Below are 16,703 nucleotides of genomic sequence, written 5' to 3'. Positions count from 1 at the left end.
TTACTTTTCTTCATATCCGTTGACAACTAAGTCAAGCTTACCTGTTCCAGGATCAATCACAAGCCCGTGTACAGGCACATCTGATGGAAGAAGCGGATGATTTCTCACAACGGACACACTGTCCTTCACACTCTCTTCAACTGAGCCAAAGCTTTTGAGCCACTGTTTAAAATCGATTCCTGAGTATTCCAGTACTTCAATTCGTTTTTCTGGAATACCACGCTCAATGGCTTTATTTAAAAGTGTTTGGCTATCTATTTTGCTCATACCGCAATCGTGATGCCCGATGACGTAAACCTCGTCAGCATTTAATTCATAGACAGCCACTAAAATGCTTCGCATAATACTTCCAAATGGATGAGAAACAAGAGCACCAGCACTTTTGACAATCTTAATATCTCCATTTTTCATGTTCATTGCACGTGGCAGCAATTCAACAAGTCTTGTATCCATACATGATAGAACGACAGCTTTTTTCTGTGGAAACTTTGTTGTTGTAAACTCTTCGTATTTCTTCTCTTCAATAAATTGTTGATTGTATTCGATGATTTCGTCTAAAAGTTTCATATGTTTGTCCATTCCTTTATCGTTTTTTAAAAATAAATATAGCACAATGTTTGAAATTTCGTCACGTTTTGCATCGTTTTTTTTAGAGGAAACATCTGCTTGATGAGAAATTTTTATTTTCCTCTTTTCAAATCGTAATTATTACGATACAATAACTCAGGACATTAAATCGTAATCATTTCTATCTAATAGTTCGAGAGGAGACATTTTCTACATGAAAAAAATCTTTTTTATTTTAACAGCTGCTTTATTCGCGATCGGTCTTGCCGCTTGCTCAAGCAGTGCGGGGACAAATGCTTCAAAAGGAAAGGCAGACGGGAAATTAACCATTTACACCACGATCTTCCCAATTCAAGATTTCACTGAAAAAATTGGCGGCTCTCACGTTCATGCTCAAAGTGTGTACCCTGCCAATGCAGATGCACACAGCTTTGAACCAAGTTCAAAAACGATGGTTGAAATGGCTGAAGGTGACGCCTTTATTTACAGCGGCACAGGTGCTGAAGCATTCGCCGACAAAACAGCTGCTACGTTAAAAGACCAAGGCGTGAAAACCGTCAAAGCTGCTGAAGGCATCAAACTGTTATCGACAAAAGAAGAACATGCACATGAAGAAGGCGAAGACGATCATGACCATGAAGGTGAAGATCACGACCATGATGGACACGATCACGGGGATAAAGATCCACATGCATGGTTAGACCCTGTGTACGCCCAGCAAATGGCGAAAAACATTAAAGATACACTCGTTTCATTAGATCCTGATCATAAAGATGAATACACAAAAAACTATGATAAACTAAAAAAAGAATTACAATCGTTAGATCAGGAATTCAAAACAACATTATCTAAAGCAAAACATAAAGAAATTCTTGTTTCTCATGCAGCTTACGGTTATTGGGAAAAGCGCTATGGCATTGAGCAGATCAGTGTATTAGGACTCTCCGCTTCTGAAGAGCCTTCACAAAAGCAACTCGAAAGAATTGTACAACAAGCTGAAAAGCATCACATTCAATATGTGATTTTTGAAAATAACGTCAGCAGTAAAGTCTCAGATACGATCCGCAGTGAAATTGGGGCAAAAAGCCTCACACTCAAAAATCTAGAATCCATTACTGAAGATGATGCCAAAAATGGTGAAAGCTACGTCAGCTTAATGAAACAAAATTTAAACACCTTAAAAACCGCTTTAAATGATTAATTCCTCGAACCCCGTGCGACCAGCTGGGGTTTTTTGCTGCATAAAAAAGCACACCTTTATAGGGTGTGCTTCTTTTTTTACATTTGGTATTTTTTCTTAAATAGTTCGGCTCTGCCGCCTCTTTCTCCGAATTTCTGACGTCCTGTATAAAATGGATGCGTATCAGAGCTTGTTTCTATCTTAATGACAGGATACGTTTTCCCATCATCCCACTCTACAGTTTCGTTTGATGTCTTTGTTGATCTACTCAAGAAGCGATAACCGCTGTTTACGTCCATAAATACAACTTCATGTGAGGTTGGATGAATATCTCTTTTCAATGTCAAAAACTCCTTTCATAACAAAACGTAATGATTACGCTTTATGATTATATTCTACTCCCTCTTTTACAACTTGTCAAAAAACAAGCTTTCTTAGTCAGGAAGAATAATCTAAAAATGGTGGAGAATAATAAGCATCATGAAAAAGAGAAGTGATAAGAAAGGCGGAGAAAAAATTGACTGATCTCGTTTTAGCTAGAAGCCTGTTCGGCACAACAATGGGCTTTCATATTATTTATGCCTCGCTTGGTGTCGGCATCCCGCTAATGATTTTATTAGCTGAACTCATCTTTCAAAAAACGAAAGACCCGCATTATGCCGTCATGGCCAAGCGATGGACAAAGGCACAGGCTGTCCTATTAGGCGTTGCCATTCCAACAGGTACCATTGCCGGTACGCAGCTTGCCCTACTATGGCCAGGTTTTATGGAGGTTATCGGAAAGGTCATGTCACTTCCATTTCAGATTGAAATCTATGCTTTCTTTATTGAAGCATTATTTATGTCTATTTATGTGTACGCAGCGGATCGCCTCTCACCTGCTATGCGCATCATTACCGTAATTTTTGTCGTGATTGGCGCAGCCGCTTCAGCGATTCTGATTACAAACGTACATGCTTTTGAAGGAACACCTGCTGGCTTTCAGATGGTCAATGGAGAAATCACGAATATCGAGCCCTGGAAGGCCTTTTTCAATCCAAGTTTTGTTGTGACCGCTACACATGTCGTGCTGTCTGCTTTTACAACAGGTGCTTTTGTGATTGCTTCAGTGGCTGCTTTTAAAATGCTCAAAACAAGAAAAAACGAGAAGCTCTATTCGTTTCATCGAAAAGCCCTTTTTCTTGGACTCATTGTAGGTGGACTTTTCTCTTTTCTTACAGCCTTAAACGGTCACGAATCCGCTCAGCTCCTGTATGAATATCAGCCTGAAAAGTTAGCGGGTGCAGAAGGTTTATTTGAAACGCAATCACATGCGCCTCTTGCAATAGGTGGTTTTACTGATGCCGATTCGCAGGAAATTAAAGGTGCGATTGAAATCCCATGGGCCCTTAGTTTTCTGGCAGGAAATAGTTTTGATACGGTGGTCAAAGGCTTAAATGATTTTCCTCGTGACGAGTGGCCGCCTTTATTTATTCACACGTTATTTAACGGGTCATTATTGGATCAGTGCTCATTCTATTTGCTGTGTTAGCACTGTTCTATCGTAAAATTTTAAAACGTGAACATTATCCCAAGTGGCTCCTTTTTCTTTACTTATTCGGCGGACCACTAAGTCTCTTGGCCATTGAATTCGGCTGGATTTTTGCATGTACAGGCCGCCAGCCATGGGTCATTTATCGAATGCTTAAAACTTCAGAGGTTGTCACGTCATCAGGCTCTATTGGGACACTCTTCATTCTTTTTGCCATTGTCTATCTCATTTTAGGCATAGCAACCGTTATTGTACTGACGTACTACTTTAGAAAACATTCAATTGAAGAAGACCTACGGTTAACAGAATCTTAAAAAGGGAGCGATCTTGATGCAAATGGATGTTACAACTGATGCGCTCATTGCAATCACCATCTTATGGGGATTCGTTTTTATCTACGCAGTGATGGCATCAATGGATTTCGGCGCAGGATTTTGGTCGATGATTTATATGAATAGAGAGCAAACAAAGGCTGCTAATATCGCAAATAAGTACCTCTCTCCAACATGGGAAGTGACAAACGTATTCATTGTGGCCATCGTCGTCGCTTTGTTTAGCCTGTTTCCAGGTGCGACCTTTGTACTTGGCACCGTTTTATTAATACCAGGCAGCATCATTTTATTGCTTCTTGCACTGCGAAGCGGGTTTCTCGTATTTTCTCATTCACTGCCTAAAAAATACCGGAAAGCCGTCACATACATTTCAGGGATTAGCGGCTTTATCATTCCGTCCATCCTCATCATGGTTCTTCCGATTACCCATGGTGGGTTTATCTTTCAGGAGAACAACATCTACTCGTTAGATTTAGGACTGGTCTTTACAAGTGCAAATGTCTATTCCTTCGTGGGCTTTGCGATTTTCAGCACCCTTTTTCTCTCGTCTTTGCTTTTAGCTGATTTCTCTAATGTGGCAGATGAAGATGAAGCCTACAGCATTTATAGAAGAGGTGCTCTCATTACTGGTCCGCTTTCTCTCATGATGGCCTTCTTTATCATGCTGACTCTTCGAAGCGAGGCCAATTGGCTGTTTTCAAAAATGATGGAGAACATCCCCATTCTGATTGTTTCCCTACTCATGTTTTTGCTTGCAGGATTGGCCCTATTTATACCAAACAGCCGATTTAAGCATCGGAGAGGGAGACCACGTTTAGCCGTCATTGCGATTACCATTCAATATTTCTTAGCAAGCTATGTGTATGGACGTGCACATTTACCCTATATGGCTTATCCAGATATTACAATCATGTCTGGATTTACAGACCCTGTCACATTTAGGGCATTATTTATTACGTATATTGTAGGTTTTATCATCTTATTTCCTGGGTTCTATTTCTTCTGGAAATTGTTTATGAAGGATAAGCGTTATATACGTCAGGAAGATTAACATGAATGGACGACGTTCATTTCGGTTACATTATAAAAGAAAGAAAGACATACTCAAAAGGAGGTCATCTGTATGAGTCAAAAAATCCTTTGTGAAGTAAACAACTGTTCCTATTGGAATGCTGGAAATCGCTGTGGTGCAGATGCAATCTATGTCGTCAGCCATACAGGAAATACGGCTGAGAAAAGTGAAGAAACTGACTGTAAAACGTTTAAACCTCAAGATCTTTAAGTCTCATTAAAGGAGGCGCTTCACTTTGAAACACGATCGGCTGCTTCAAACGTTTTTTGACGATATTCATGACGCGGACGAAGCCACATTTTATCAGGCAGCTCACTCCTTTTTAAACCTTTGGGATGATGAATATGGTCATGTAACAAACATGCCTCATGAGATGCATCAGTATATTGGACAGCTTGCGTACGACAGCGAGCTGGTAGAAGAGTAAGAAAGAGCGGATCACCGCTCTTTCTTTTTTGTTCAGACAGGAAGGAAAAACTTTCCCCCACTATACATATTTTCTATTGGATGTGCAAAAGGTGATAATCTTGTTTTCATTTCACAAAATCATGTTTTGTAAATACGTCAATTTTATCTGAAAAAGAACGGAGCGCTTGATAATCAACTTCCACACCCATTCCTGGAGAACGAGGCACCTCAATAAACCCATTTTCAACTTTGATTTCAGGAAAAATGATATCCTGCTCCCAGTATTTTGACGAAGCTGAAATATCACCTGGGATTATAAATTGCGGAAGCGAAGCAAGTGCCACGTTCTGCGCGCGAGAAATGCCTGTTTCAATCATCCCCCCACACCATAACGGAACTTGATGCTCCTTACAAAACGCATGAATTTTAAGTGCTTCTGTCAGCCCACCAACTCGTGAAGGCTTCACATTAATAATTTGACAGCTGCCTAGTTCTATAGCCTTTCGGGCATCGTCTAAAGAACAAATACTTTCGTCCAAGCAAATAGGTGTTTTTAAATGCTTTTGCAAATGACGATGATCCACAATATCATCAGCAGCTAAAGGCTGTTCAATCATTAATAAACGAATGTCATCAAGCTGCTTCAGTTTGCTAATATCCTTTAATTCATAGGCAGAGTTTGCATCCGCCATTAACGGAAGATCAGGAAAAGACTCTCGTATCTTTTGAAGAAGTCCAATATCTTGTCCCGGCTTAATCTTCACCTTCACACGCTGGTAGCCTTGGTCAACATATTGCTGAATTTGCTGAAGCATTTCATCAATGGGTCCTAAACCCGCCACAACACCAGATGGAATTCTCTCTTTTTTGCCGCCTAATACGTCGCGTAAGGACTTATTCTCACGCTTCGCATAAATATCCCAAACAGCCGCTTCAATTCCCGCTTTGGCCATTCTATTGCCTTTAAAGTGATATAGGCTATCTGGAATTTCTGAAGGATGTGTAAAAGAACGCGTCAGCACATTCGGAATAAAGAAAGCCCTTAGCATGTGATAACAGGTTTCGATTGTTTCTTCTGTATACCACGGGGAAGAGAAGGCAGACACCTCTCCCCACCCAGTCAATCCTGTTTGATCTTTTACCTCGACAATAATAAACTCACGCTCTGAGATTGTTCCTAAACTTGTTGTAAATGGCTGCTTGAGCTTCATCGTGACATGATATAATATCACTCGTTCAATTTGAATCATCTAAAAAACCCCTTTGACTTGAGTCTGTGCCTCTGCAATTTATTCGACGCATTTCTTGGCAGCTCGTCCACAAATTGAAAAACAGCTGGCCATTTATACTTGGCTAAATGCGACTGACATAAAGCATAGAGCTCATTCTCAGGTATCTTATGGTCTGTCACAAGAAAGGCAGCAGGTACCTCTCCCCATCTATCATCATACATACCCGTCACTCCGGCTTCCTTTACATACGGATGTGTTAAGAGAACCGCTTCAATTTCTGCAGGATAAATATTCTCTCCACCAGAAATAATTAAATCTGAACGTCGGTCGAGCACAAATAAAAACCCTTCCTCATCCACATATCCAATATCACCTGTTTTCAGCCAGCCTTGATCAAAGGCAGCAGCGGTTTCTTCTTCACGGTGAAGGTATCCTTTCATTACATTTGCACCTTTAACCATGATTTCACCATGCTCAAAAGGTCGACAAGTGCGTTCACCATCTTGAATCTTCAGTTCACACCCAAATAGAGGTTTTCCCGCCGATCCAAGCTTTTCTACACTAAATTCAGGCGCAAGTGTCACAATTTGTGAGCAGGTTTCCGTCATACCGTACGATTGAAACACAGGAAAGCCCTTCTCTTTGCTCTCTTGAAGCATGGCATAAGGCGCGGGCCCTCCGCCTAATAAAAGACAGCGTAAAGAAGACGGACATTCTTCTAACCTACTTAATAAACGGGATAACATCGTTTGAACAACTGAAATCATCGTCACACGATGCTGTTCAATTGAAGCCTTTACCTCATCGACATCAAATTTTTGTTGAAGCACGACGGTCATGCCGTATATAACAGATTTAAATAGAGCTGATAAGCCGCTTATATGAAAAAGGGGCAGCGCAATAAGCCAGCGGTCGTCCTCTCTGAGGCCTACATTCAGTGCAGAGGAAACAGCACTATGAAAATGATTGCCAAACGTTTGCTCCACCCCTTTTGGACGCCCTGTCGTTCCAGATGTATACATGATGGTCGCTGTTTCATTCAAATCAAAGTCTTTCTCGATTTTCTTTTTATGATCTTGATCAGCTTCAGGCAAAGTTTCAATTGTATAAACAGGTAAATCACCATCATGATCATTTGCATAAACAGGTTCTGTTAATAAAGCCGCTGCTTTTGCATCTTCAAGCTGATAGAGCCTTTCAACTTTTGTTAACTTATTGTTCAATAGCACGATTTTTAATCCTATTAAAAAACAAGCATGAACAAGCATCACCATTTGAGGATGATTGTTCATCAAAAGCGCAACCGTCTCCCCTTTTTTCAGTGATGTACGTGCAAGTCTATTTGAAAGCTCATCTACTTCAAAGGCTAATTCGCGAAATGTCCACTTTTTATCTTGATAAATGAGCGCGACTCGGTCTGGCGTTAAATAGGCACGGTGCAGCAGCCAATTGGGTTGCTTCATCATGACACCTCCTTTTCGTAAAAGAAAACAGCTTAGTCTGATGCACTAAGCTGTTTTCATTCATATCATTGAATCAAGGGAAACGCGGGAACTGACCGAAATCCGGCTTGCGTTTTTCCTTAAAGGAATCGCGTCCTTCTTTTGCTTCATCTGTTGTGTAATAAAGAAGTGTCGCATCCCCTGCAAATTGCTGAATCCCAGCTAATCCATCCGTATCTGCATTAAATGCAGCCTTCAAGAATCGTAAAGCAGTCGGGCTCTTTTCTAGCATTTCCCCACACCACTTCACTGTTTCTTCTTCAAGCTGCTCTAATGGTACAACTGTGTTGACAAGTCCCATATCAAGCGCTTCTTGTGCATTGTATTGACGGCATAAGTACCAGATTTCTCTCGCTTTCTTATGACCAACAATACGTGCAAGATAGCCTGAGCCATAACCAGCATCAAAGCTGCCTACTTTTGGTCCTGTTTGTCCAAAAATGGCATTGTCTGCTGCAATGGTCAGATCACAAACGATATGAAGAACATGTCCCCCGCCAATCGCATAACCTGCAACCATCGCAATGACTGGTTTTGGAATGACACGAATCAAACGCTGTAAGTCTAATACGTTGAGACGCGGAATTTGATCGTCTCCTACATAGCCGCCATGGCCGCGTACTTTTTGGTCTCCACCAGAACAGAATGCTTTACCTCCAGCACCTGCAAGTACGATCACGCCAACATCAGAATTATCACGAGCGCGTGAAAATGCATCAATTAATTCACTGACGGTCTTTGGTGTAAACGCGTTATGTACATGTGGACGGTTAATGGTGATCTTTGCAATCCCATGATACGTTTCATATAAAATTTCGTCATACTGACGCTCAGTTTGCCATTCAATAGCCATCAATATTTCCTCCTTTAATCTTGCGCTAAAATAAACTCACTTACTATTTTACCAAAAAAATGTGGCTGTTCCACATGAACTGTATGCCCAGCATGCTCTGCCAATGTTAATTGACTACCTTCAAGCTCCTGCTGCATACATTTGGCGATATGACAGAACTTTTCATCCAGCGTTCCGCATATGAACAAAACAGGCAGTTTGATATGCTTTAGTGCCTGCCACATAGACGGCTGTGAACCTGTTCCTATGCCTTCTAGGCTGCGAGCTAGCCCAAGGGGATTGGATTTTAGCCTTCCCTCTCTCAGTTGAGCCAGTGTGCCTGCTGATAAGGATTTCTGCGAAGCAAACAACGGAATGTTCTCCCAAAAATCCACAAACTGAGTTAAGCCTTCATGTCTAATCTTTTGAGCCAGCTGATGATCATGCTTTAGCCTTGTCATCCGCTCCTTGAAAGAACGAAGCCCTGGAGACGCACTCTCAAGGATCAGTTTGTTTACACGTTCTGGATAACGGGAGGTAAACGATAAAGCAATACGCCCTCCCATAGAATATCCGAGAATATTCACTTTGTGAAGCTTTAATTGATCTAAAATTTCAGCAAGATCTATCAGCTGCTGCGACATCGCATATCTTCTCACGCTTTTTGGTGAGTCCGTGCGGCCATGCCCAAGCAAGCTGACCTGAATCAATCTTGTATTCTCCGTATAAGCATTCAGAAACTGCCAAGAGGCGGCACTACCTGTAAATCCATGTAAACATAACGTGGCATTCTCAGCCGATCGGTTTTGATCCACCACCTCATACGCAACACCATCACGCATTCGTATTATGAGAGAAGACATTCTTTTTTCACTTCTCCTAAAACCTCATCCATCATCTGGCGGTGCTTGCCTACACGGGAATGCCGGTCTGTTTCAATTTCAATTAAATGAAGCCCAGGCTCATGGATATGCGACATGTACACATCGTGTAATTCTTGCTTCGTTTTTGGCTTCGAATAGGTTCCCCCATACAGCTTCGATGCATACTCAAAATTCAACCCAGTCGGCGTACCGAAGAGTTTCTCATAATACGGCTCATCAGATGCCTGCGGAAGGAAAGAAAAGATTCCTCCACCATCATTGTTTAACAAAACAACCGTCAGTGGAATTTCCATCAACTTAGCGGCAAGAAGCCCGTTCATATCATGGTAAAAAGACAAGTCTCCAATGACCAAGGTAATCGGTTGCTTCAGAGCCGCATACGTTCCGAGTGCTGTGGACACAACGCCATCAATGCCATTTGCCCCGCGATTCGCCAGCATACGAAAAGGTTTCGACTGAGTTTCAAAAAATGTATCCACATCACGAATCGGCATACTATTTCCGATAAAAAGCACACTCTCCTTTGGCAAGAGGTGCTGAAGCTGACGATACACATTTCCCTCGAATGTCAGGTCCTCATCAGAATATTGGGCTGCATGCGTTCTAAAAGAAGAATTGACACTCTGCCAGCAGTTTAAGTAATTTGTATCCTCACGTTGATCCGCTCTATTTAAGACTTCATCTACAAAAGTAGCCACATGACTTTCAATCACGTATGATGCACTTAATCCAGGATCTCGAAAACCTCCGCCAGCATCTACGACAATCTGCTTCACTTCTGCATGCTTTTCCAACCACTTGAATAAAGGCTTAGACACAGGCATCGGTCCAAAACGAATCACCATATCAGGCAATAGATGCTGCTGTAATGCTTGATCTTTCAATAAAGAATCATACGCATCGATAATCAACTCTTCATTTTCATGCCCATTTCGCAAATGAGAAAGCGGGTCAGCTAAAATGGGAACATGCAAGGCTTTCGAAAGACGCAACACTGCCTCTTGCTCTTCCTTCGTATGAAGTTCACCAGCAACAATCAGCCCTCTTGTAGATTGGTTCATGATTGTCACTAATTCAGACATGACATGATCATTTGGGAAAGCGTGACCTGCTGATAATACCTTTTTCGTGTCTGTTGCTTCTCTATGAAAAGGATCAATGGCCAGATCAGGAAGCAACGGCTCTCTCAGTGGCACATTGACCTGAACAGGTCCCTTTGGCTCCTGCTTTGAGATGTGACTTGCTCTAGCGGCAGCAGTCTGTACATACCGCAGCATCGTTTGACTTTCTTCAGGCAATGCTAAGTCTGTGAACCATTTAACAAACTTACCGAATAAGAATTGCTGATCAATCGCTTGAGGTGCCCCAACTTCCCTCAATTCGTGCGGCCGATCAGCAGTTAAAACAATGAGTGGTACCCTTGAATAATGCGCCTCTACAATGGCTGGGTAAAAGTTAGCAGCTGCCGTACCTGATGTACAAATGAGCAGCACTGGTTTTTGACTCGCTTTCGCAAGACCAAGCGCATAAAAAGCAGCAGATCGTTCATCCACTAACACATGGACATTGATGTCTTGATGGGCAAGAGCCAACATCGCAAGCGGGGTTGAACGAGAACCAGGACAGACAACCGCCTCCTTCACATCACCTTGTACAAATTCATCCATCAATCTGCCAATATATGTTGTCATGATTTGATTATTCAATAGGACGACCTCCAAGAGCAGACAGCATTGGTCTTAATTTCACTTGCGTTTCCTCGTACTCCTGCTTTGCAAGGGAATCCTCGACAATTCCGCAGCCTGCGAACAAACGAACATGGTCTTCCTCAATAAGACCTGACCGAATCGCCACAGCAAATTCTCCATTGTCCTGAGAATCAATCCAGCCAACCGGTGCGGCATACCAACCACGTTTCAACGGTTCGATTTCACGGATCACCTCAACCGCTTTTTCCTTCGGATATCCTCCTAATGCCGGCGTTGGATGGAGCTGCTCTATTAATGAAAAGAGGGAACAGCTGCTTTTGATTTCTCCTACAATCGGTGTAAATAAATGCTGAATGTTTTTTGTTTTATAAAGACTTGGTTGATTAGGTTTATGCACGTGATGGCAGTTTGCCTCAAATGCTTGCTCAATCATATTGACGACAATTTGATGTTCAATCAAATTTTTCTCATCGTGAAGCAGTTCCTCACCCAATGCTTGATCTTCGGTTTCATCTTTCCCACGTACAATGGAACCTGCTAAGCAAGATGAAAAGACTTCTTCACCGCTTTTTTTGACTAAACGTTCCGGCGTAGCTCCGACAAACGCTTGTCTTCCCTGTTCTATAGCAAATACGTAACTCGTCGTTTGGTGCTTTAATAATTCTGCTAATAGTGGAGCAAGTTCAACTTGATTTTTATAGTGAAGCAAGACTTCTCTTGCTAAAACAACCTTTTCATATTCGTTCGCACGAATGTGTTCTGTCGCTTCAAGGATTGCCTTCATCCATTCCTTCACATCCAGCTCTTCCATATGAACTAGCTCAGCTTGTCCATCAGTTCGTACCGGTAATGTCTCGAAACGAGAGGCTTTCTGTTCTACCTCTTGAATGAGCTGATGAACATTCCCGTCCACCTGCTTCCATTCATTGATCGTAAGAAACGTGCCTTCTTTGGAGACAGTCAGCATCATAGATGGCACAAAAAAATGAGCCTCGCCAAACGCTTCCCAGTGACGCGCCTTCTCTTCATACGGATCAAATGAAAATCCTCCAAATAAAAGCGGACCAACAGCTGCTTGCTTTAGCTCCTTCTCATCATGAAAATGGAACATGTGCTGTTTTAGCTGTTCCCATTCATGATGAACTGTATCGAATCGTTCCTTGCCTTGCTCAGATGATTTAATGACGGCCGCTCTGCCAAGTCCAGAAAATATCATTTGGCTTTCTGGATCAGACCAAAAAAACCGCTCGCCTAAAAAATCCGCTTCGCCACTTTGGAAAAAGGCAAGAGGATCTAGATCGTCAACTCTTCTGGAGTAGCTTATCAAAACAGCATGGTTGACGTTATTCGCTTCTTCTAATGTCGCAAGCGCTTCCTGCCGGAAAGTACTTTGCACTGTTGTCACCATGATACATTCCTCCAAAATCCATGAAATAACATAAAAAATAAAACCATCATGTAAAAAATACATGAACATTCGAGTATGTCGAATGACCTGTTTTTCTATTATAAACCTTAACAGATGAACTTAGTAAAGAAAACAGCTTTTAAAACCTCGAATCCTTATTATATCACGCTTTCAAGATTTTTTCGCTCCCGCTTATCGAAACGAGAGCATCTAAAGAAAAATGGCAGGACCTGTTCTAAGATCAAGCTTTCTCTCTATATGGAAACGATTAGCAAACATCTTTTTCATGTTTCATCGCATCAATATATTGACACCTTTTTGAACTTTGCTAAACTGGAATTTGGACGTGTACGTATTTTTTTATTTAAAGGAGTATATTTTATGCAGCATCAATCGATAACAGATCAGCTTTCACCGATTAAGCCTGATAAAAACTGGCGAATTTGGTGGAATTTACTACGACCGCATACATTAACAGCGGCATTTATTCCCGTTACTTTAGGAACTGTTCTAGCACTTCCGAGTGGTCAAATACATGTTGGGCTATTTTTAGCTATGCTATTTGCATCTATGTTTATCCAAATCGCAACGAACATGTTTAATGAGTATTTTGACTATGTTCGCGGGTTGGACAATGAGCAATCTGTCGGCATCGGCGGCGCCATTGTTAGAAATGGTGTGAAACCAAAAACAGTTCTCAGCCTCGCCTATGCATTATTCGCGCTTTCTTTATTACTTGGGGTTTATATTTGCATGATGTCTAGCTGGTGGATTGCACTTATAGGACTTATTTGTATGGCAGCAGGTTATTTCTATACCGGTGGACCTGTACCAATTGCTTATACACCATTTGGAGAACTTGTATCAGGTGCTTTTATGGGATTAGGGATTATCCTCATTAGTTTCTATATCCAAACAGGCACATTGACGTCAAAAGCTATTCTCGTGTCATTGCCAATTTCTATTTTAGTTGGAGCCATCTTACTGTCGAACAATATCCGGGATTTAGACGGCGACAAGGAAAATGGACGTAAAACACTTGCTATCCTTGCTGGACGTAAAAATGCAGTGAACATTCTACTTTCCATGTTTTTGGTATCATATGTACTCATTTTTGTTTATATCTTCACAGATATCGTTGGCCTTTGGAGTCTTCTTGTTTTACTCAGTGTGCCAAAAGCATATACAGCCATTAAAGAGTTTAAGCAAAAAGAAAAGCCAATTGAATTAATGAATGCGATGAAATCTACAGCTCAAACCAATACTTTTTTCGGTTTCCTGTTAACGATCGCATTGATACTACAATATTATATTGCGTAATATCCAACGCCTGCAGCCGTAGGCGTTTTTTTATGAGGAATTGCTTCAAATTGGAACTAGTCTTACATGCAAAATTGTTCATACTAACAATATGTTTGATATGAAAGGATGATCGCTTTGTTGTCTAAAGACGAATTACATCATTTGAAGCAGCGACTTCTCGATGAAAAACAAGAAATTGAAGCCAATAGCCATGACGAAGAACAGAAAGTATCATTTCCTTATGATGCAGTCGGAGAACTGTCTGCCTATGACAACCATCCTGGTGACCAAGGAACAGAACTGTTCGAGCGCGGAAAAGATATTGCCTTAAACAGTTTGGCACATGAACATTTGTCAGACATCAATGAAGCACTCCAAGCAATCGCAGACGGATCATATGGTGTGTGTAAGGTATGTAAAGCCCCTATTCCTAAAGAACGATTAGAAGCCTTGCCTACCGCCGTCACATGCCTAGAGCATTCAAAAGAGCAGACCGTTTCACAAAATCGTCCCATTGAAGAGGATTTATTAAATCCGCCATCAGGACAATTTGAAAATGAAGAAAGTGCTGCCTACGATGGAGAAGATGCATATCAAGACGTAGAACGCTACGGCAACTCTGATACCCCGTCCGATATGGAATTTCCTCCGCAAACTTACGATGATGTGTATACACAATCAGAAGATGAAGATTATGTTGAAGACTATGAAGGATTCGCGGCTGCTGATATCGAAGGCAAAGCAAGCAAGGTGTATCCAAATAAAGCACACGAAGCTTATGAAGATGCATTAGATGAAGAAGGCGTCATGACGGTGTTTGGTGACTTGAAGCCGTACGAAGAAGAACCTTATACAGAAAAAAATCAATAGTCCCCTCATATTGGGGGCTTTATGTTTATATCATGTAATAATTGGGAAATCACTTTAAGAGTGAATTTGATTGGAGGAGATTCTTGATGGCTAGAAAAAGTATCATTTGGGCGATTATCGTCTTCTTTATTACATACGCTCTATTCTCTATTGCAGGGTTCTTGTTCCCTATCGACAGAGAATGGTATGATGCATTAAACAAACCGGAATGGACACCTAGTGGGGGCGTGATTGGAGCTGTCTGGGCTGTCTTATTTGCTCTCATCTCGTTGTCTGCAGCGATTATTTATGGGAAGTACGGATTTCAAAAAATCACTTTACCGTTTTGGATTCTTTTTCTTTTAAATTACGTGTTCAATCAAGCCTTTAGCTTTTTTCAATTTACACAAAAAGATTTGTTTGCCGCTACCATTGACTGTCTGCTTGTTGCACTGACAGCACTCGCACTTGTCATCGTCTCACGAAAGCTCAGTAAAGTCGTTTCTATATTAATGATCCCTTATGTCTTATGGGGATTCTTTGCGACATATTTGTCTTATATGATCTATTCCATGAATATGTAAAAAAAGACCGCGATAATGGCGGTCTTTCGTTTTGATAAAAAGAAAAAAGAGATCTATGAAAGATCTCTTTTCAAAATGACCCGTACGGGATTCGAACCCGTGTTACCGCCGTGAAAGGGCGGTGTCTTAACCGCTTGACCAACGGGCCAGATAAATGGCGGAGAAGGAGGGATTTGAACCCTCGCGCCGCTTGCGCGACCTACACCCTTAGCAGGGGCGCCTCTTCAGCCACTTGAGTACTTCTCCATTTTGGCTCCGCAGGTAGGACTCGAACCTACGACCGATCGGTTAACAGCCGATAGCTCTACCACTGAGCTACTGCGGAAGATCATGGTGGGCCTGAGTGGACTCGAACCACCGACCTCACGCTTATCAGGCGTGCGCTCTAACCAGCTGAGCTACAGGCCCATGAACGATATACAAATGGAGCGGGTGATGGGAATCGAACCCACGACATCAGCTTGGAAGGCTGAGGTTTTACCACTAAACTACACCCGCAAAAATATGTATGGGGCGATTGATGGGAATCGAACCCACGAGTGCCAGAGCCACAATCTGGTGCGTTAACCACTTCGCCACAACCGCCATACTGTCAATATTTATTTGTAAAAGTGGCTCGGGACGGAATCGAACCGCCGACACACGGATTTTCAGTCCGTTGCTCTACCAACTGAGCTACCGAGCCATGTATTCATTTAAAAATGGCGGTCCGGACGGGACTCGAACCCGCGACCTCCTGCGTGACAGGCAGGCATTCTAACCAACTGAACTACCGGACCAATATAGAAGAGATACGAAAAAATTTGGTTGCGGGGGCAGGATTTGAACCTGCGACCTTCGGGTTATGAGCCCGACGAGCTACCGAACTGCTCCACCCCGCGATGATATGGTTTTTTAAAAAGATATGGCGGAGGAAGAGGGATTCGAACCCCCGCGGGCTTTGACACCCCTGTCGGTTTTCAAGACCGATCCCTTCAGCCGGACTTGGGTATTCCTCCGTATAGATGGTGGACCTTGTAGGACTCGAACCTACGACCGGACGGTTATGAGCCGTCTGCTCTAACCAACTGAGCTAAAGGTCCTTTATAGCGGCGGAGGGGATCGAACCCCCGACCTCACGGGTATGAACCGTACGCTCTAGCCAGCTGAGCTACACCGCCATGATAAAAATATTCCTTTAGAAAGTGGAGCCTAGCGGGATCGAACCGCTGACCTCCTGCGTGCAAGGCAGGCGCTCTCCCAGCTGAGCTAAGGCCCCATAAAAGATGGTCGGGAAGACAGGATTCGAACCTGCGACCCCTTGGTCCCAAA

General features: G+C 42.3%; 15 protein-coding genes, 13 tRNA genes and 1 pseudogene. 8 read left to right on the top strand and 21 right to left on the bottom strand.

What is annotated here, in order from left to right:
* Positions 1-567 (bottom strand): beta-class carbonic anhydrase, encoded by a 567-nt coding sequence (locus C6W18_RS16795; protein ID WP_034322641.1) that lies wholly within the window; start codon positions 565-567, stop codon positions 1-3.
* A gap of 214 nt (positions 568-781) precedes the next feature.
* Between C6W18_RS16795 and C6W18_RS16790 the strand changes: the two genes are divergently transcribed.
* Positions 782-1,768, top strand: a complete 987-nt coding sequence (locus C6W18_RS16790) for a metal ABC transporter solute-binding protein, Zn/Mn family (protein WP_034322628.1) — start codon at positions 782-784, stop codon at positions 1,766-1,768.
* 77 nt (positions 1,769-1,845) lie between these two features.
* Here C6W18_RS16790 and C6W18_RS16785 read toward each other — a convergent pair whose 3' ends face one another.
* The gene (locus C6W18_RS16785) at positions 1,846-2,088 is read right to left on the bottom strand and encodes a type B 50S ribosomal protein L31 (protein WP_105928311.1); all 243 of its coding nucleotides are present in this window, start codon (positions 2,086-2,088) and stop codon (positions 1,846-1,848) included.
* Between the two features lie 176 nt (positions 2,089-2,264).
* On the opposite strand from C6W18_RS16785, the pseudogene C6W18_RS16775 reads away from it, so the two are divergent.
* From C6W18_RS16775 to C6W18_RS16760, 4 genes and pseudogenes are all read left to right on the top strand, one after another.
* Positions 2,265-3,592, top strand: a pseudogene (locus C6W18_RS16775) (cytochrome ubiquinol oxidase subunit I).
* A 22-nt stretch (positions 3,593-3,614) separates the two neighbouring features.
* Positions 3,615-4,661, top strand: coding sequence for a cytochrome d ubiquinol oxidase subunit II (locus C6W18_RS16770; RefSeq protein ID WP_189318114.1), 1,047 nt, complete (start codon positions 3,615-3,617; stop codon positions 4,659-4,661).
* A 72-nt stretch (positions 4,662-4,733) separates the two neighbouring features.
* The gene (locus C6W18_RS16765; RefSeq protein ID WP_008360682.1) at positions 4,734-4,892 is read left to right on the top strand and encodes a DUF1540 domain-containing protein; all 159 of its coding nucleotides are present in this window, start codon (positions 4,734-4,736) and stop codon (positions 4,890-4,892) included.
* A gap of 25 nt (positions 4,893-4,917) precedes the next feature.
* Positions 4,918-5,109: a hypothetical protein gene (locus tag C6W18_RS16760; protein ID WP_034325139.1), complete on the top strand. Its 192-nt coding sequence runs from the start codon at positions 4,918-4,920 to the stop codon at positions 5,107-5,109.
* A 106-nt stretch (positions 5,110-5,215) separates the two neighbouring features.
* Here C6W18_RS16760 and menC read toward each other — a convergent pair whose 3' ends face one another.
* From menC to C6W18_RS16730, 6 genes are all read right to left on the bottom strand, one after another.
* On the bottom strand, positions 5,216-6,340 hold the full coding sequence (gene menC / locus C6W18_RS16755) for an o-succinylbenzoate synthase (RefSeq protein WP_105928310.1): 1,125 nt from the start codon (positions 6,338-6,340) through the stop codon (positions 5,216-5,218).
* Positions 6,337-7,788 carry an o-succinylbenzoate--CoA ligase gene (locus C6W18_RS16750; RefSeq protein WP_105928309.1) on the bottom strand — a complete coding sequence of 484 codons (1,452 nt, stop codon included), beginning with the start codon at positions 7,786-7,788 and terminating at the stop codon, positions 6,337-6,339. Before C6W18_RS16750 ends, menC begins: the two co-directional genes overlap by 4 nt.
* Before the next feature lie 70 nt (positions 7,789-7,858).
* Positions 7,859-8,677: a 1,4-dihydroxy-2-naphthoyl-CoA synthase gene (menB, locus tag C6W18_RS16745; RefSeq protein ID WP_034325142.1), complete on the bottom strand. Its 819-nt coding sequence runs from the start codon at positions 8,675-8,677 to the stop codon at positions 7,859-7,861.
* Between the two features lie 14 nt (positions 8,678-8,691).
* A complete protein-coding gene (menH, locus tag C6W18_RS16740) occupies positions 8,692-9,519 on the bottom strand; it encodes a 2-succinyl-6-hydroxy-2,4-cyclohexadiene-1-carboxylate synthase (protein WP_105928308.1) in 828 nt (275 codons plus the stop codon).
* Positions 9,504-11,246, bottom strand: coding sequence for a 2-succinyl-5-enolpyruvyl-6-hydroxy-3-cyclohexene-1-carboxylic-acid synthase (gene menD / locus C6W18_RS16735; protein WP_105928307.1), 1,743 nt, complete (start codon positions 11,244-11,246; stop codon positions 9,504-9,506). Before menD ends, menH begins: the two co-directional genes overlap by 16 nt.
* Entirely contained in the window at positions 11,239-12,657 is a 1,419-nt protein-coding gene (locus C6W18_RS16730) for an isochorismate synthase (protein ID WP_105928306.1), read from the bottom strand. Before C6W18_RS16730 ends, menD begins: the two co-directional genes overlap by 8 nt.
* Positions 12,658-13,038: 381 nt before the next feature.
* Between C6W18_RS16730 and C6W18_RS16725 the strand changes: the two genes are divergently transcribed.
* The 3 genes from C6W18_RS16725 (at position 13,039) to C6W18_RS16715 (ending at position 15,392) form a co-directional block, all read left to right on the top strand.
* The gene (locus C6W18_RS16725) at positions 13,039-13,977 is read left to right on the top strand and encodes a 1,4-dihydroxy-2-naphthoate polyprenyltransferase (protein WP_034325146.1); all 939 of its coding nucleotides are present in this window, start codon (positions 13,039-13,041) and stop codon (positions 13,975-13,977) included.
* Positions 13,978-14,094: 117 nt separating this feature from the next.
* The gene (locus tag C6W18_RS16720) at positions 14,095-14,829 is read left to right on the top strand and encodes a TraR/DksA C4-type zinc finger protein (protein WP_034325147.1); all 735 of its coding nucleotides are present in this window, start codon (positions 14,095-14,097) and stop codon (positions 14,827-14,829) included.
* A gap of 86 nt (positions 14,830-14,915) precedes the next feature.
* Positions 14,916-15,392, top strand: coding sequence for a TspO/MBR family protein (locus C6W18_RS16715; protein ID WP_034325148.1), 477 nt, complete (start codon positions 14,916-14,918; stop codon positions 15,390-15,392).
* Positions 15,393-15,468: 76 nt separating this feature from the next.
* On the opposite strand, the gene C6W18_RS16710 is transcribed toward C6W18_RS16715, so the two are convergent.
* From C6W18_RS16710 to C6W18_RS16650, 13 genes are all read right to left on the bottom strand, one after another.
* A tRNA-Glu gene (locus tag C6W18_RS16710) sits at positions 15,469-15,540 on the bottom strand.
* Between the two features lie 7 nt (positions 15,541-15,547).
* A tRNA-Ser gene (locus tag C6W18_RS16705) sits at positions 15,548-15,638 on the bottom strand.
* A gap of 4 nt (positions 15,639-15,642) precedes the next feature.
* Positions 15,643-15,717 (bottom strand) — tRNA-Asn (locus C6W18_RS16700).
* Positions 15,718-15,723: 6 nt separating this feature from the next.
* Positions 15,724-15,800: transfer RNA gene (locus C6W18_RS16695), tRNA-Ile, on the bottom strand.
* A gap of 16 nt (positions 15,801-15,816) precedes the next feature.
* Positions 15,817-15,890, bottom strand: a tRNA-Gly gene (locus C6W18_RS16690).
* A gap of 11 nt (positions 15,891-15,901) precedes the next feature.
* Positions 15,902-15,977 (bottom strand) — tRNA-His (locus C6W18_RS16685).
* Between the two features lie 27 nt (positions 15,978-16,004).
* A tRNA-Phe gene (locus tag C6W18_RS16680) sits at positions 16,005-16,077 on the bottom strand.
* 17 nt (positions 16,078-16,094) lie between these two features.
* Positions 16,095-16,171, bottom strand: a tRNA-Asp gene (locus tag C6W18_RS16675).
* A gap of 25 nt (positions 16,172-16,196) precedes the next feature.
* Positions 16,197-16,273: transfer RNA gene (locus C6W18_RS16670), tRNA-Met, on the bottom strand.
* 24 nt (positions 16,274-16,297) lie between these two features.
* Positions 16,298-16,390, bottom strand: a tRNA-Ser gene (locus tag C6W18_RS16665).
* Positions 16,391-16,397: 7 nt separating this feature from the next.
* Positions 16,398-16,474: transfer RNA gene (locus tag C6W18_RS16660), tRNA-Ile, on the bottom strand.
* Positions 16,475-16,478: 4 nt separating this feature from the next.
* Positions 16,479-16,552 (bottom strand) — tRNA-Met (locus C6W18_RS16655).
* A gap of 25 nt (positions 16,553-16,577) precedes the next feature.
* Positions 16,578-16,650, bottom strand: a tRNA-Ala gene (locus C6W18_RS16650).
* Positions 16,651-16,703 lie beyond the last annotated feature (53 nt).

This window comes from Bacillus sp. LLTC93 (assembly GCF_002993125.1).
GTDB classification, from domain to species: Bacteria; Bacillota; Bacilli; order Bacillales; family Bacillaceae; genus Bacillus; species Bacillus zhangzhouensis.
This window is presented reverse-complemented; position numbering and strand designations above follow the sequence as displayed.

Coding starts and splice junctions, on each gene's coding strand:
- C6W18_RS16725 (WP_034325146.1), top strand. CDS start 13,039: ATGCAGCATCAATCGATAACAGATCAGCTTTCACCGATTAAGCCTGAT.
- C6W18_RS16750 (WP_105928309.1), bottom strand. CDS start 7,788: ATGATGAAGCAACCCAATTGGCTGCTGCACCGTGCCTATTTAACGCCA.
- menC (WP_105928310.1), bottom strand. CDS start 6,340: ATGATTCAAATTGAACGAGTGATATTATATCATGTCACGATGAAGCTC.
- menH (WP_105928308.1), bottom strand. CDS start 9,519: ATGTCTTCTCTCATAATACGAATGCGTGATGGTGTTGCGTATGAGGTG.
- C6W18_RS16770 (WP_189318114.1), top strand. CDS start 3,615: ATGGATGTTACAACTGATGCGCTCATTGCAATCACCATCTTATGGGGA.
- C6W18_RS16795 (WP_034322641.1), bottom strand. CDS start 567: ATGAAACTTTTAGACGAAATCATCGAATACAATCAACAATTTATTGAA.
- C6W18_RS16730 (WP_105928306.1), bottom strand. CDS start 12,657: ATGGTGACAACAGTGCAAAGTACTTTCCGGCAGGAAGCGCTTGCGACA.
- C6W18_RS16715 (WP_034325148.1), top strand. CDS start 14,916: ATGGCTAGAAAAAGTATCATTTGGGCGATTATCGTCTTCTTTATTACA.
- C6W18_RS16790 (WP_034322628.1), top strand. CDS start 782: ATGAAAAAAATCTTTTTTATTTTAACAGCTGCTTTATTCGCGATCGGT.
- menB (WP_034325142.1), bottom strand. CDS start 8,677: ATGGCTATTGAATGGCAAACTGAGCGTCAGTATGACGAAATTTTATAT.
- C6W18_RS16765 (WP_008360682.1), top strand. CDS start 4,734: ATGAGTCAAAAAATCCTTTGTGAAGTAAACAACTGTTCCTATTGGAAT.